Origin of the sequence: Caulobacter sp. 17J80-11 (genome assembly GCF_014349105.1) — a bacterium.
Lineage (GTDB): Bacteria > Pseudomonadota > Alphaproteobacteria > Caulobacterales > Caulobacteraceae > 17J80-11.
The window spans coordinates 41,884-56,680 of record NZ_JACSJI010000017.1 but is presented as its reverse complement, the minus strand read 5'-3'; the positions used below and the strand labels follow the sequence as shown (position 1 = coordinate 56,680).

General features: G+C 72.4%; 14 protein-coding genes. 9 read left to right on the top strand and 5 right to left on the bottom strand.

All coding sequences use genetic code 11. The features are described from left to right. Window position 1 precedes the first annotated feature (1 nt). The gene (locus H8B08_RS15760) at window positions 2–403 is read right to left on the bottom strand and encodes a hypothetical protein (RefSeq protein ID WP_187451149.1); all 402 of its coding nucleotides are present in this window, start codon (window positions 401–403) and stop codon (window positions 2–4) included. Between the two features lie 149 nt (window positions 404–552). Here H8B08_RS15760 and H8B08_RS15755 point away from each other — a divergent pair, with 149 nt between their 5' ends. The 6 genes from H8B08_RS15755 to H8B08_RS15730 all read left to right on the top strand — a co-directional run bounded on the left by H8B08_RS15755 (window position 553) and on the right by H8B08_RS15730 (window position 3,280). After that, window positions 553–885, top strand: coding sequence for a glycine zipper 2TM domain-containing protein (locus tag H8B08_RS15755; protein WP_187451148.1), 333 nt, complete (start codon window positions 553–555; stop codon window positions 883–885). A 148-nt stretch (window positions 886–1,033) separates the two neighbouring features. Beyond that, window positions 1,034–1,465 (top strand): OmpA family protein, encoded by a 432-nt coding sequence (locus tag H8B08_RS15750; RefSeq protein WP_187451147.1) that lies wholly within the window; start codon window positions 1,034–1,036, stop codon window positions 1,463–1,465. 57 nt (window positions 1,466–1,522) lie between these two features. Then, complete coding sequence (locus H8B08_RS15745) at window positions 1,523–2,245, top strand: heme ABC transporter permease (RefSeq protein WP_187451146.1); 723 nt, start codon at window positions 1,523–1,525, stop codon at window positions 2,243–2,245. Continuing rightward, on the top strand, window positions 2,245–2,400 hold the full coding sequence (ccmD, locus tag H8B08_RS15740) for a heme exporter protein CcmD (protein WP_187451145.1): 156 nt from the start codon (window positions 2,245–2,247) through the stop codon (window positions 2,398–2,400). Before H8B08_RS15745 ends, ccmD begins: the two co-directional genes overlap by 1 nt. Beyond that, window positions 2,397–2,924, top strand: a complete 528-nt coding sequence (locus H8B08_RS15735) for a DsbE family thiol:disulfide interchange protein (RefSeq protein ID WP_187451144.1) — start codon at window positions 2,397–2,399, stop codon at window positions 2,922–2,924. The genes ccmD and H8B08_RS15735 overlap by 4 nt, the downstream gene beginning before the upstream one ends. Before the next feature lie 35 nt (window positions 2,925–2,959). Beyond that, a complete protein-coding gene (locus tag H8B08_RS15730; protein WP_187451143.1) occupies window positions 2,960–3,280 on the top strand; it encodes a hypothetical protein in 321 nt (106 codons plus the stop codon). Here H8B08_RS15730 and H8B08_RS15725 read toward each other — a convergent pair. The 3 genes from H8B08_RS15725 to H8B08_RS15715 form a co-directional block, all read right to left on the bottom strand. Beyond that, window positions 3,277–3,483: an alkylphosphonate utilization protein gene (locus H8B08_RS15725; protein ID WP_370545500.1), complete on the bottom strand. Its 207-nt coding sequence runs from the start codon at window positions 3,481–3,483 to the stop codon at window positions 3,277–3,279. The genes H8B08_RS15730 and H8B08_RS15725 overlap by 4 nt on opposite strands. 169 nt (window positions 3,484–3,652) lie before the next feature. Next, complete coding sequence (locus H8B08_RS15720) at window positions 3,653–4,066, bottom strand: cupredoxin domain-containing protein (RefSeq protein ID WP_187451141.1); 414 nt, start codon at window positions 4,064–4,066, stop codon at window positions 3,653–3,655. 58 nt (window positions 4,067–4,124) lie between these two features. Continuing rightward, window positions 4,125–5,603: a nitrilase-related carbon-nitrogen hydrolase gene (locus tag H8B08_RS15715; protein ID WP_187451140.1), complete on the bottom strand. Its 1,479-nt coding sequence runs from the start codon at window positions 5,601–5,603 to the stop codon at window positions 4,125–4,127. Window positions 5,604–5,787: 184 nt separating this feature from the next. Here H8B08_RS15715 and H8B08_RS15710 point away from each other — a divergent pair, with 184 nt between their 5' ends. Continuing rightward, on the top strand, window positions 5,788–6,141 hold the full coding sequence (locus H8B08_RS15710; RefSeq protein WP_187451139.1) for a hypothetical protein: 354 nt from the start codon (window positions 5,788–5,790) through the stop codon (window positions 6,139–6,141). A 19-nt stretch (window positions 6,142–6,160) separates the two neighbouring features. Here H8B08_RS15710 and H8B08_RS15705 read toward each other — a convergent pair whose 3' ends face one another. Continuing rightward, the gene (locus H8B08_RS15705; protein ID WP_187451138.1) at window positions 6,161–7,327 is read right to left on the bottom strand and encodes an alpha-hydroxy-acid oxidizing protein; all 1,167 of its coding nucleotides are present in this window, start codon (window positions 7,325–7,327) and stop codon (window positions 6,161–6,163) included. 182 nt (window positions 7,328–7,509) lie between these two features. On the opposite strand from H8B08_RS15705, the gene H8B08_RS15700 reads away from it, so the two are divergent. Together H8B08_RS15700 and pbpC are read left to right on the top strand one after the other, a co-directional pair. Further along, on the top strand, window positions 7,510–12,513 hold the full coding sequence (locus H8B08_RS15700) for an alpha-2-macroglobulin (protein WP_187451137.1): 5,004 nt from the start codon (window positions 7,510–7,512) through the stop codon (window positions 12,511–12,513). Between the two features lie 240 nt (window positions 12,514–12,753). Further along, window positions 12,754–14,793 (top strand): penicillin-binding protein 1C, encoded by a 2,040-nt coding sequence (gene pbpC, locus H8B08_RS15695; RefSeq protein ID WP_187451136.1) that lies wholly within the window; start codon window positions 12,754–12,756, stop codon window positions 14,791–14,793. Window positions 14,794–14,797 lie beyond the last annotated feature (4 nt).

Sequence of the window (14,797 nt, the reverse complement as noted above, 5' to 3'; positions counted from 1 at the left end):
CTTACTTCTTGGCGGGCGCCGGGGTCGGAGCTGCGGCCGGAGCCGCCGCCGCAGCCGCGGGCGCAGCCGACGCGTCGGCCGGGGCCGCAGCAACGGGCGCCGCCGCCGGAGCTTCAGCCGGGACAGGCGCGGCCGCTTCGGCCGGCGCGGCCGGAGCCTCGGCGTCCTTCTTGCCGAGCATGCCCTTCACCGCGTTCACCGGCATGTCCACGATCTTGTCGATCCGCGCGCCGCCGGCGGCGAACGAGTGGTCGACGAAGCGCAGCACGATGGTGGTCACGCCGAACAAGGCGAGCAGCACGAACAGCAGGCCGAAGATATTGATTCCGCCCGACTTCTTGGACCGCTCCCAGATCGGCGCGGCGCCGCCGTCCGCCATCCGGACCGGCTCAGGAAAACGCATGAAAGCCTCCCCATCCTTCAGGCCGCGCTCCCCCGCGCGGCCGACGTCAACCTTCAGTTTACCCTACGGTCGAGGTTGGGCATAGGGCCGGGAACCCCCCTGAAACGCCAGCGTTCTCAATCCCGGGGCGAATTCAGGGAGAGTAGCGTATGGTAAAGAGTGGGATCGCCCTTATCGGGGCTACGTTTTTGGTCGCCGCCTGCAGTTCGGACCCGACCGTGAACCGCGACACCGCCATCGGGGCGGGCCTGGGCGCCGTCGCCGGCGGCGTGCTCGGCAACAACGTCAGCGGCGGCAATACGCTGGGCGGCGCGGCGATCGGGGCCGTGGTGGGTGGCGCGGCCGGTCACGCGGTCGGCAAGAGCCAGCAGTCGTCCAGCGTCAACACCCGTCAGTATTACGACTCCCGGACCGGGCGGTATTACTACTACAATCCGAGCGACGGGTATTATTATTGGGAAAACGGCGAGCGCCGCTACTGAGCGAGCCGCCGCACGCAGGACAATTCAGGGGCGGCCGGTCACGGGGACCGGCCGCCCCTTTTGCTTTCCGGGACGGCTTGTTGAGCCCGGACCGGGCTTTGCGAGTTTATCCCTGGCTCGGCGGTCGCCTGAGCGGAGGGAGATCGCCATGAAGCCTGTGGGAATTCTGTTGGGCGCGTTGGTCCTGGCCGGGTGCGCCGGGACCCGTGAACCGACCCCGAAGCCGGCCGCCGCGGCCTGCGGCAAGTCCAGCTTCACCATTTACTTCGACACGAACGAGACCACCCTGACCGAGCCGGCCCGGGCGGTGGTGGCGGACGCCGCCAAGCGATTGCAGGGCTGCGCCATCAACAGCGTGCGGGTGGTCGGCCTGGCCGACGCCGGCGGCTCGCCGGCCCAGAACCTGGAGCTGTCGGCCGCCCGGGCCGCGCACGTGGTCGAGGCCTTCGCCGCCTACGGCTGGCCCAAGCCCAGTTTCGAGATCGCCGCCGCCGGCGCGGCCGGCGCCACCACCCCCTCGGGCGAGGCGAAGCCGCTGCGCCGTCGGGTCGAGGTGTTCGTAGACGCCGGACCGAAATAAAGCCTCTGCGACCACCTGCGGCTTGTCCGTGGGCGAGACCGGGAATATGTCGCGGCCATGATCGCGGTCCTGGCCAACCCCCAGCGGTTCATGAGCTTCACCCGTCCGCTCGCGCCGGCGCTCGGCGCGCTGGCGGCCGTCCTGTTCGCGTGGGGCCTCTGGCTCGGCTTCACCGCGCCCGAGGACTACCAGCAGGGCGACACGGTTCGGATCATGTTCATCCACGTGCCGGCCGCGTGGATGGGCCTGTTCGCCTACGCCTGCTTAGGGGGCGCCAGCTTCTTCGGCCTGGTGTTCCGCCACGCCCTGGCCGACGCCGCCGCGCGCGCCTGCGCGCCGCTGGGCGCGGCCTTCACGGCGCTGGCGCTCGTCACCGGCTCGATGTGGGGCAAGCCGATGTGGGGCACCTGGTGGCAGTGGGACGCGCGCATGACCTCGGTGCTGGTCCTGTTCCTGTTCTACCTCGGCTACATGGCCCTGCAGGCGGCCATCGACGACGAGCAGAAGGCCGCGCGCGCCAGCGCCGTGCTGGCCCTGGTCGGGTTGATCAACCTGCCGATCGTCAAGTTCTCGGTGGAGTGGTGGAACACGCTTCACCAGGGCGCCTCGGTGTTCCGCAAGGGCGGCTCCAGCATCGACCCCAGCCTGCTGACCCCGCTTCTGGTCATGGGCCTGGCCTACAACGTGCTGTTCGCGGCGCTGTGGATCGTGCGCATCCGCACCGAGGTGTGGCGCAAGCGGGCTGGCGCGCTGGCCCTGAAGGCTGCGGGAGGCGCCTGATGCTCGACCTCGACATGGGCCGTTACGGCCTGTTCGTCTGGCCGTCCTACGCGATCAGCGCCGGCGTGCTGATCTACCTCGTGGTCTCGACCCTGCTGCGCGCGCGCAAGTGGAAGGCCGAGGTCGAGCGGCGCGAGCGGGAGCTCAAGTCGTGAAGCGCTGGCTGGCCGCAGCCCCGCTGATCGCGCTGGCGGCGCTGGCGGTTCTGTTCGCCGGCTATGCGCTGAAGCGCGATCCCGAGGTGAAGCCCGACGCCCTGGTCGGCAAGCCGCTTCCGGCGGCGGCCATACGTCCGCTGGCCGGCGGCGCCGAGCAACCGCTGACCGCGACGGTGGACGGACCGACGTTGATCAACGTGTTCGCCTCCTGGTGCGGCCCCTGCCGGATCGAGCATCCGCAGCTGCTGCGCCTGAAGGGCGAGGGCGTGCGCGTGGTCGGCCTGGCCTACAAGGACAAGCCCCAAGACACCTTCGCCTTCCTGTCCGAGCTGGGCGACCCGTTCGTGGCGACCTGGTCGGACCTGAACGGCCGCGCCGGCATCGAGCTCGGCATCTCCGGCGTGCCGGAGACTTACCTGGTCGATGCGAGCGGCGAGGTGGTGGCCAAGCACACCGGCCCGCTGACCGAAGGCGACGCCGACGAGCTGCTGGCCAAGTGGCGGGCGTTGCCGCGCCGTTAACTTTTCGTAGACCGAAGCCGTTAACGTTTGGGGCCATGACCAGCCCGATCCGTCCCGGCTTCACGCCTGTGCAGACCCCGCAGCCGTCCGCGGCCCGGGCCGACGCGCGCGCGGCCCAGCGGGCCTTCTTCCAGCAGGCGCTGGGCGAGGCGCGGGCCAATATCGGCGCCCCGCAGTCGCCGGCCCCGACCCAGCTGCAGCCCCAGCCCGCGGCCCGCGCGCAGCCGGTCGCCGCGCCCGAGCCGGTCCGCCCGGCCGTGCAGACCGCCGCCACACCGGCCCCGGCCCGCGCCGAGGCGAACGGCCAGCCGCAGCGGCTGCTGCGCCCGGGCTCTCTGCTGGATATCCGGGTCTAGTTCTTCTTCACGAACTCGGCCCGCAGGACGAGGCCCTTGATGCCCTCGTAGCGGCAGTCGATCTCCTGCTCGTCCCCGGTCAGGCGGATCGAGCGGATCACCGTGCCGCGCTTCAGGGTCTGGCCCGCGCCCTTGACCTTCAGGTCCTTGACCAGGACCACGCTGTCGCCGTCGGCCAGCAGGTTGCCGACGGAGTCGCGCACCTCGACCTGACCCGCTTTAGCGGCCTGCGCCGCCGCTTCGGCGGCCGGAAGCCACTCGCCGCTGGCCTCGTCGTAGACGTAGTCGTCGGATTGGTCGGTCATGGCGTCCTCGGTTTGCAGCGCGAGGGGGTAACCGCCGGGCGCAGGCGCCGCAAGTCGCTCCGTCGCGTCACTCGACGGTGATGCGGCCCTTCATGCCCATGGGGGCGTGCAGGAAGTGCGTGCACTGGAATTCGTAGGTCCCGGGCTTTTGCGGAATCACGCGGATGTCGCGGGTCTGGCCGCCCTCGACTTCGACCTTTCCCTTGCTGATCGCCGCCGCGTCCGCAGGATCGACCTGCGCCGCGGCGAAGAACTCCGGCGCGCTGAAGCTGTGGCCGCCGGAGGCCGCGTTCACCAGGTGCAGGCGGTAGGCCTGGCCCTGCCGCAGGGTGAAGTTGCTCGGCGCGAACTTGTAATTGCTGAGCTGGATTTCGACGGTCTCGGCCGACGACCACGCGGCCCCCGCCGGCGTCTGGGCGACCGAGGCCGGCGAGATCGCGAGCAAGGTCGCGAAGGCGGCGAAGGAAATTGCGGCGCGCATGATCCCGTCTCCGATGCTTCGGCCGGGAGAACTCGCCGGGTCCACGAGGGGGTCCCGGTCAGGCCGGCGAGACCGATTGGGGGCCGAGGCGCCCTGTCGCCGGCGCCGGCCGACGCTGGCGGGCGACGACCATCAGCGCAGCCGCGAGCAGGACGCAGATCAAGCCGACGGCGTCGCCGATCTTCGTATAGAGCGTGGGCACGGGGGCGGAGATGGTCGCGCGGACCAGCAGGTCGGCGCCGGGAAGGGGCCGGCTCGGCGTCTCCGCCAGCACGCGGCCGTAAGGATCGCTGACGGTCAGAAGGCCTTCCCGCGACGCCCGCACGACGGTGTAGCCGTTCTCCACGCCCCGCGTGACCGTGGTGCGGCTCTCCATCCAGGCGTCGACGTAGTTGAAATCCCACGCGGGAACCAGGACGACCGAAGCGCCGCGCGCGCCATAGGCCCGTCCCAGCGAGGCGAAATGCATGTCCTTGCAGACGGCGAGAGCGTACTTCGCGCCGCCGATGCTGCGCAGCGAGAAGTCGGTCCCCGGGACGAACCGGCCCCGTTCCGGAGGCGCGAGGAAGTGCTTCTGGTACTGGTCGGTCAGGTTCCCGTCGGGGTCGAAGAGCCAGGCCAGGTTCACCTGCCGGCCGCCCTCGTCGCTCCCGACGCCGACCTCCAGCCAGACCTTGTTCGCGCGCGCCAGGGCGCTAAAGCGCTGGCGCCAGGCTTCGGCCGAGGCGGACGGCAGCAGGGCGATCTTTTCCGGCAGGACGACGATCTCGGCGCCTCGGGACGCCAGCGCCGTGACGCGCTGCTCGTAGGCATTCAGGATTTTGGCGGCGTACGGTTTCGAAGCCTCGAGGCCGATCGCGTCGTCGATCGACACGATCCCGATCGAGGCGGCGGTCCCGGCCACCGGCGTTTGCAATCTCGCGCCCCCGAAGGCCGTCGCCGCGACCAGCAGGGCCAGCGTCACGGCGTAGGCGCGCCAGCCGTGGCGCAGGTCGCGTCCGAACGCGAGGCCCAGCGCCAGGGCGGACGGGACCAGGGCCACCAGGAACAGCAAGCCGGGGACGCCGAACAGGGACGTCAACTGCAGCAGCGGCAGGACGTCCGCCTGGGAATAGGCGAGGCTGGCCCAGTTCCCGTCGGGCAGGAGCGCGGCCATCAGGGTGTCCGCCGCGACCCAGAAGACCGGATAGGCGAAGACGGTCCACCAGGCCTTGTAGGCGACCACCACTTGCCGGGTCGCCATCACCACGAACACCCAGAGCGCCGCCTGGCCTACGACCGCCAGCGCCGCGAACGCCACGGGCCCCACCAGGCGCAGGTAGGCGAAGTTCGTGCTGGTCGCGATGACCGCCGCCAGCGCCACCATCCAGCGCGCGTCGCCCGGCCGGTTCCGGAAGGCGAGCGCCAGCAACGGGGCCGGCGCGAGCCAGACCAGCCACCAGACCGGCGTGAGCCCCACCACGAAGCGCAGGACGACGCCGACGGCGATCGCCGCCAGCGCCTTCAGAAAGAACGATCCGAACGAGGGTGGTCGCATCAGTCCAGGACCCCGGTGGCGTTGGAGCGCCGCCGTTCACTTAAAAGGGGACGTCTTTGCAGCACAAGCAGTGAGGTGCCCCATCTCCGCCAGGCCGCGCGTGCGGGGCGTGCTGAACGCCCGCGCGTCCGGGCCGTTTCCGACCTGCCGGCGCGTGCGCCGCGGATCCGGATGGAGCCCGACCTTGAGCATCGATCGTCCGCCGCAGGACCCGAAAGGCGAAGATCCCCGGGCGCCCCACGGCGGTCCGCAAGGATCGAGAACGGACAGGGCCGAGGCGCGCGCGGAGGCGTACGCGCCCAGGCCGCACCACACCGCGTTCATCTCCGGCGTCGTCGGTTGCACGGTGACCGTGACCATCTTCTTTGCGGTGGGGTCATTCTTCGACGTCTTCTGGCTTCGCCGCGCGCTCACCCTGGTGGTGGTCGGCGCCGTCGGTTTCGTCGCCTCGTACGTCATGATCCGGCGACAGGGCCGCGCCCACCGCAAGGCGGCCGCGCGGGAATACCGGGACATCGGGGAGGAGGAGCGCCGCTGAGCGGCGCCGCGTCATCCCCTCACCCCGCCATCAGTGCGTCGCGCCGCAGGCCGGCGGTCGCCTTGTGGCCCGCCAGGGCCAAGGTGAGGTCCAGCTCCGCCAGGATGTTGGCCAGCACCGCCTGCACGCCGGCCCGGCCGGCCGCGGCCAGGCCCCAGACGTAGGGCCGGCCGACGCAGACCGCGTCAGCGCCCATGGCCAGGGCCTTGAAGGCGTCGGCGCCGCCGCGCACGCCGCTGTCGAACAGCACCGGGATGCGCCCGCCCACCCGGTCGGCGCACAGGGCCAGCATCTCGGCCGAGCCTGCCGCGCCGTCGACCTGGCGGCCGCCGTGGTTGGAGACGACGATGCCGTCGAAGCCGTGGGTGACGGCCAGCGCCGCGTCCTCGGGGTGCTGGATGCCCTTCACCAGGATCGGCAGGCGGGTGTGGCGGCGCAGGGTCTTCAGCTTCTCCCAGCTGAGGCTGGGATCGGAATAGACCTGGGTGAACATCACGGCCGCGGCCTGCGGGTTCTTCTCCGGCGGTTCGGGCAGCATGGCGCGGAAGACGGGATCGGAGGTGTACTGGGCGATCCCCTGGCCGCGCAGGAAGGGCAGGTGGCCGTGATCAAGGTCGCGCGCCCGCCAGCCCAGGATGGTGGTGTCGAGCGTCACCACGATGGCCTCGCAGCCGCAGGCCTCCGCCCGGCGGGCCAGCGAGGCGACCAGTTCGTCCGAGCGGCCCCAGTACAGCTGGAACCACTTCGGTCCCGCGGCGCAGTCGGCGATCTGCTCCATCGGGAACGACGCCTGGTTGGAGATGATCATCGGCAGGCCCAGCGCCGAGGTGGCGTGGGCCACCGCCAGGTCCGCCTCCGGGTGGGCCAGCGACAGCACCCCGATCGGCGCGGTCAAAAGCGGGGCGGGCAGGGTGCGTCCGAACAGCTTCACAGTGAGGTCGCGGCTCGCGCAATCGCGGGCCATGCGCGGCACCACCTTCCAGCGGTCAAGGGCGGCGCGGTTGGCGCGCTCGGTGGCTTCGGAGCCCGCCCCGCCGGCGATGTAGGCCCAGGCCTCGGGGGTGAGCGCCTCCTTCGCGCGCGCTTCCAGCGCGGCCATGTCGAACGGAACGTCCGCACGGCGGCCCTGCAGGCCGTCCATGTAGGTCTGGATCTGGCGCGCCAGCCCCGGTCCCACCTCGCTCATCGTCCCCTCCACGCCGCCAACTGAACGCCGTTACCCCTCGTCGACACCGCTAAGCTCCGGCGCGCCCGCGCGCAACGCCGCTCGCCTGGAAAGCGCCTTGGGAAGCGGCGCTGTTGACGCTGCCACATCGTTAAGGTTTGAGTCGAGGAACGCGGGTCTCACGCCGCGCTGGAGGACGGGTCATGGAGTGGTTGTCCAAGAACAGGCCGCTCGTGATCGGCGCGGTTCTGGTGCTGGCCGTCGGCTTCGGCGGCGGCTTCCTGACCGCCAAGGCGTTCCAGGGCTCGGGCGCGACCGCCCATCACGGCGGCCTGCTGAAGGCCGCCTCGGGCTTCGCCAGCGGCTTCGGCAAGCCGCGTGACGCCAAGGCCCCGCGCGCCTCGCGCCGGCCTGACGGCTTCGCGGTGTGGCGCCAGCGCATCGACACAACCACCGCCGACCCGCGCGTCTGCGTCGAGTTCAGCCGTCCGCTGGACCCGAAAAAGTCCTACGGCGACTTCGTGCTGGTCTCGCCCGATCCGGGGCGTCCGCCGGCGGTGACGGTGGTGGGCGGCACCGAGCTGTGCCTCACGGGCCTGGGCTTCTACGACCGGCGCGTGACCTTCCTGAAGGGCCTGCCGGGCCGTGGGAACGACAAGCTGGCGGCCAACGCCGACGTCGACTTCACCTTCGGCGAGAAGCCGCCGTTCGTGGGCTTCGCCGGCGAGGGCGTGATCCTGCCGCGCGAGGAAAGCGACGGCGTGCCGATCGAGACGGTCAACGTCTCCAAGCTGGCGGTCGAGGTCTGGCGCGTGCCGGACCGCAACCTGGTGCGCCGCGAGATCGCCGCGCCCTCGCCGACCGGCGACGGCGAGTATCCGGACGACTGGGGCTCCGACAGCCCCGACCAGGAAGGCCGGGTGATCTGGAAGGGCGAGATCCCGGTGCGCGCGCCGCAAGGGCGCCGCGCCACCACGGTCTTCCCGCTGGGCGCGGTGCTGAAGGAGATGAAGCCCGGCGCCTACGTCATCAAGGCGCGCGACGCTTCGGGCGGCCGCGACCTGAAGAAGGACGAGGACGAATACGATCCCAACCCGCCGGCCCAGGCCCGGCGCTGGGTGCTGTTCACCGACATGGCCCTGGTCTCCTACCGCGGCAGCGAGGGCCTGGACGTGGTGGTCCGTTCGCTGAAGTCGGCCCGGCCGATGGGCAGCGTGCGCGTGGCCCTGGTCTCGCGCAACGGCGAGGACCTGGCCGAGGGCAGCTCCGACGCGCAAGGCCGGGTGCACTTCGCGCGCGCCCTGCTGGACGGCAAGGGGAACGAGGCCGCCAAGATGGTGATGGCCTACGGGCCGGGCGCCGACTTCACGGCCATGGACCTGGACCGCGCGCCGGTCGACCTGTCGAACCAGGGCGTGGGCGGCCGCCCCGTCGAGGGCGCCGCGTCCCTGACCGCGGGGCGCAGCGCCTCGTCCGTGGTCGACGCCTACGTCTACGCCGACCGCGGCGTGTACCGCCCCGGCGAGACCGTGCGCCTGGTCGCCCTGCTGCGCGACAGCGAGGCCAAGGCGGTGAAGGATCGCAAGGGCTCGCTGATCGTGAAGCGGCCCTCGGGCGTTGAGGCCTTCCGCTGGCGGTTCGAGAAGACCGCCGAGGGCTTCGCCTCGGCCAACGTGGTGCTCCCCAAGAGCGCGCCGCGCGGCCGCTGGACCGCCACGGTCGAGATCGAGGGGCTGGACGAGCCGGCCGGCAAGCTGAACTTCTCGGTCGAGGACTTCGCGCCCCAGCGGCTGGCCGTCGACGTGGCCGCCGACGCAGGCCGTCCGCTGCGCGCCGCCGACGAGGAGCGCAAGATCGGCGTCGACGCCCGCTTCCTGTACGGCGCGCCGGGCGCGGGCCTGCAGGTGCAGGGCGACGCGCGGGTGAAGCCCGACTACGACCCCTTCCCGGCCTACAAGGACTTCCGCTGGGGCGACGAGCAGGCGCCCTTTGAAGAGAAGTTCCTGGAGCTGGGCGAGACCGTCACCGACGGCGGCGGCGACGCGGCCCTGGTGTTCAAGGCCGCCGACGTGGGCGACACCGCCCAGCCGCTGAAGGCGCTGCTGAACGCCTCGGTGTTCGAGCCGGGCGGCCGGCCGGTGCGCGAGGGCGCCGAGCTGAAGATCCGCCAGCGCGAGAAATTCTTGGGCGTGAAGGTCGACCCGGGCGAGGCCAACTGGCGCGGCACGCCGACGGTCACCATGGACGTCATCGCCGTCGATCCGGCCGGGACGCGGGTCGCCGCGCCCGGCACGCGCTGGACCCTGGTGGCCGAGAACTGGGACTACGACTGGTTCCAGCAGGACGGCCGCTGGCAGTGGCGGCGCACCAGCCGCGACGTGGTCGTCGCCTCGGGCAAGATCGACGTCGGCGCGGGCGGCGCCGCCAAGCTGAGCCGCCGGCTCGACTTCGGCGACTACCGCCTGCTGCTGGAAGAGCCGGTCAGCGGCGCGCGCACGGTGGTGCGCTTCGCCGCCGGCTGGGGCGCGCCCGCCAAGGACGCCGAGAGCCCCGACATGGTCCGGGTCAGCGCCGGGACCAAGCCGCACGCCCAGGGCGACACCGTCACGGTCAACATCAAGGCTCCCTACGCCGGCCAGGCGCAGGTGGCGGTGGCGACCGACCGGGTGCTGGAGCTGCGCAACATCGACGTGCCGGCCGGCGGGACCAGCGTGAAGCTGAAGACCTCGCCCGCCTGGGGCGGCGGGGCCTACGTGCTGGTCAGCGTGGTGCAGCCGCGCGACCCGGTGGCGACGCCGAAGCCGCGCCGGGCCATCGGCCTGACCTACGTCTCGCTGGATCCGAAGCACCGCAAGCTGGCCGTCGACCTCGGCGCGCCGGCGAAGGCGCGCGGCCGCGACCAGCTGGTCGTGCCGGTGAAGGTGAAGGGCCTGCCGTTCGGCCAGCGCGCGCGGGTGACCGTGGCCGCCGTCGACCAGGGCATCCTCAACCTGACCAAGTTCCAGAGCCCCGATCCGGCCAAGTGGTACTTCGGCAAGCGGGCGCTCGGCGTCGACTATCGCGACGACTACGGCCGGCTGATCGACCCCAACATGGGCGCGGCGGCCGCGCTCAACTACGGCGCCGACGAGATCGGCGGCGAGGGCCTGACCACCACCCCGATCAAGACCGTGGCCCTGTGGTCCGGCGTGGTCGAGACCGGCCTGGACGGCACGGCCAAGGTCGTGCTGCCGGCCGCCGACTTCAACGGCGAGCTGCGCCTGATGGCCGTGGCCTGGACCGACGAGGCGGTGGGCTCGGCCGATGAAAAGATGACCGTGCGCGAGCCGGTGGTGGCCGAACTGGCCCTGCCGCGCTTCCTGGCCCCCGGCGACCGGGCCTGGGCGACGCTGGAGCTGCACAACGTCGAGGGCAAGCCGGGCGTCTATTCGGCGATGATCCGCGGCGCCAAGGGCATACTGGTCAACTTCCAGAAGGCCTATCAGCTGCTGGTGGGCCAGCGCGCGGTGGAACGGGTGGAGGTCGCCGCCCCGGCCCGCGCCGGCGTCGGCGGCGTCACCTTCGACGTCTCCGGCCAGGGCTTCCAGTACGGGCGCACCTACGGCCTGGAGACCCGCCCGGGCTGGGGCTCGGAGACGAAGGTGACCAGCGAGCTGCAGAAGCCGGGCGAGGCCTGGACCCCGGCGGCGGCCCTGCTGGCCGGCTACCAGCCCGGCTCGGCCAGCCTGCAGGTGTCCTACTCGCCCTTCCGCGGTTTCGACCCGGCCCCGATCGCGGCCGGCCTGTCGCGCTATCCCTACGGCTGCACCGAGCAGATCGTCTCGGCCGCCTATCCGTGGCTGTACGCGACCCAGGCCACCGCCGACGGCAAGACCGCCGCGCGCGCCGACCCGCTGCTGAGCCAGGCGGTCGGACGCCTGCTGGACCGCCAGTCGGCCGACGGGGCGTTCGGCCTCTGGCGCGCCGGCGACGGCGAGGCGGACGCCTGGCTGGGCGCCTTCGCCACCGACTTCCTGGTGGAGGCCAAGAACCGCGGCGCGCCGGTGCCTCAGGCGGCGCTGGACAAGGCGCTGTCGGCCATGCGCCAGATCTCCCGCCCCGAGGGCTGGGCGCCGATCTCGTACCGGACCGAGTATCCGACCTGGTGGGCGGGCAACGAGGACGCCTCGCGCGACGCCACCAAGCGCATGCGCTCCCAGGCCTCGGCCTATGCGCTGTACGTCATGGCCAAGGGCGGCAAGGGCGACCTGGCCCGCCTGCGCTGGTGGCATGACGTGCAGTTCAAGTCCGAGCGCTCGCCGCTGGCGCGCGCCCAGATCGGCGCCGGCCTGGCCATGATGGGCGACAGGGCCCGCGCCCGCTCGGCCTTCAAGCAGGCGGTGTCCTCGCTGGGCTATCGCGCGCCGGACGACTGGTATCAGTCGCCGCTGCGCGACCTGGCCGGGGTCGTCGCCCTGGCCTACGAGGCCGGCGAGAAGGACCTCGCCCGCGACCTGCAGAAGCGGCTGGACGGGGCGGTGAAAGATCCCGACGCGCTCAACACCCAGGAGCAGGCCCGCCTGCTGCAGGCGGCCCACTACATGGTCCGCGCCGCCGGCGTCATGCGCATCGAGGCTGCCGGCGTCACCCAGCTGACCGCCGCCGGCGGCGCCCAGCGCTGGAGCGTGGGCAAGCTGGCCGACGCCCGCTTCACCAACCGCGGCTCGGGCGCCCTGTGGCGGACCGTCACCGTGCGCGGCGCGCCCGCCCAGGCGCCCGGCGCGATCAACGCCGGCATCACCCTGCAGAAGAGCTTCTTCACCATGCAGGGCGCGAGCGTCGATCCGTCGACCCTGGCCCAGGGCGACCGGGTGGTGATCCGTGTCTCGGGCAAGAACGGCCAGGGCCGCGCCGTGCCGCTGGTGATCGACGACGCCCTCCCGGCCGGCTTCGAGATCGAGACCGTGCTGTCGCCGGAAGACGCCAAGGACGGGCCGTTCAAGTTCCTGGGCGAGCTCTCCAGCGCCAACGCCCAGGAGATGCGCGACGACCGCTATGTCGCCGCCATGAGCCTGCCCGGCAGCGAGCCGTTCGCGGTGGCCTACGTCGCCCGCGCGGTGACGCCGGGGAACTTCTACCTGCCCGGCGCCGAAGCACGCGACATGTACCGGGCCTCCGTGTTCGCCCGCACCTCGGGCGGCCGCACGGCGATCGGCGCGGGGGGCTGAGGTCGCGTGAGGGCGAATGCGGGGGCGGCGGCCGGTCGAAATCGTGGGGGCCGAGGAGTTCGCCTACGTCACCGACGCGATCGCATGCGAACGGCGACCGAAGGGCTGGACGCGCGCTAAGAAGGAAGCGCTCATTCGTGGCGATTACGATGAGATCGTGCGGCTCTCCAACCTGAAGCGATCCCAGCCTCAAACGTCGTGCGACGCCCTCGTCCTTCGACAAGCTCAGGATGAGGGCTAATGAACCGTCCGAACCTGATCCGCCGCCTGACGCTGGGCCTTTGCGCCCTGCTGGCGGCGGAGACCGCGGTCCTCGCGCTGGACGCCGTCTTCGCCCCGGACATGGGACGCGCGCAGCGATCCTCGCCGGTGGCGCTGGACCGCAACGGCGCGTGGCTGCGGGCCCTGCCGGTGGAGGACGGCCGCTGGCGGGTGCGCGCCGACCTGAAGCGGACCGACCCGACCTTCCTGAAGCGGCTGACGGCGGTCGAGGACGCGCGCTTCCGCCTGCACCTGGGCGTCGATCCGCTGGCGGTGGTCCGGGCGGCGGCCGGCAACGCCGCGGCAGGCGGCGTGGTGTCGGGCGGCTCGACCATCACCATGCAGACCGCGCGCCTGCTGGAGCCGCGCCCGCGCACCCTCGTGTCCAAGGTGATCGAGGCGATCCGGGCCGTGCAGCTGGAGACGCGCCTCTCCAAGGACGAGATCCTGGCGCTGTACCTGACGCTGGCCCCCTACGGCGGCAATCTGGAGGGGGTGCGCGCGGCCTCGCTGTCCTACTTCGGCCACGAGCCGGAGAGCCTGACCGCCGGCGAGCAGGCCCTGCTCATCGCCCTGCCCCAGGCCCCGGAGGCCCGCCGGCCCGATCGCCGCCCGCAGGCGGCCCGCCGGGCGCGCGCCGCGGTGCTGGCCAAGATGGTCGACGCCGGCGTGCTGTCGGCGCAGGCCGCCGACGAGGCGGGCGCCGAACCCTTGCCCGAGGCGCGCGCCGCCTTCCCGGGTCTGGCCTGGCATGCGGCCGGGCGGCTGGCCGCAAACGCACCGCGCGCCCAGGCCACGGTCCACACCACGCTCGACGCCGGCCTGCAGGCCAGGCTGGAGGAGCTCGCCCGCGAGGCCGTCGCCCAGCAGGGGCCGCAGACCTCGACCGCGGTGGTGGTCATCGAGGTGAAGACCCGCGCCGTGCGCGCCGCCGTCGGTTCGGCGGGGCTGGACCGCCCGGGCGGCTGGGTCGACATGACCCGCGCGCTGCGTTCGCCCGGCTCCGCCCTGAAGCCGTTCGTCTATGCGCTGGCCTTCGACGAGGGCCTGGCCGCCCCGGACACCAAGCTGCAGGACGCGGCGCTGCGCTTCGGCGACTACCAGCCGGAGAACTTCGACCACGCCTTCCACGGCGAGGTCACCGTGCGCGAGGCCCTGACCAATTCGCTGAACGTCCCGGCCGTCTCCACCCTCGACAAGATCGGGCCGGAGGTGTTCCAGGCGAGGCTCGAGAACGCCGGGGTGCGCCTGGTCCGCCCGAAGGTGCAGACCCGCGGCGCCGGTCTGGCGCTGGCGCTGGGCGGGGCGGGGATCACCTTGCAGGATCTGGCGGTGCTGTACTCGGCCCTGGCCGACGACGGGGTCGCCAAGCCGCTGGCCTGGACCATGGACGATGCTGCGCGCCGGCCGGGGCAGGGCGGGCGGCGGCTGGTGCGGGCCGACGCGGCGCGCCAGGTCCTGGACATTCTGCGTGAGACGCCGACGCCGGTCGGGCGTACGCCCGGCCCTCTGCTTTCGCGCGGGCCGCGGGTGGCCTACAAGACCGGGACCTCCTACGGCTTCCGCGACGCCGTCGCGGTCGGCACGGCCGGCGGCTATGTGGTGGCGGTATGGACCGGGCGGGCGGACGGCGGCGCGCGCGGCGGCCTGACCGGCCGGGACGCGGCCGCCCCCCTGCTGTTCGACGTGTTCGACGCCATCTCGGCGCCCTCGCGCGCGCCCTCGCCGATCGCGCCCCGCGGCGCGCCCAAGGCGCTCAAGACCCTGCAGGCGACCGGCGCCGGCCCGTCGCTGATCTTCCCGCCGGACGGCTCGACCGTGCAGATGGCCGCCGATCGCGGCTTTGTCCTGGCGGCGCGGGGCGAAGGCCTGCGCTGGTACGTCGAAGGCCAGGCGCTGGAGCCCGAGCCGGTTTCCGGCCGGGTGGTCTGGACCCCGCCGTCGCCGGGCTTCTACAGCCTCAGCGTGGTGGACGCCGAAGGCCGCGAAGCGCGGGCCAAGGTGCGGGTGAGGGGGTGAGCGG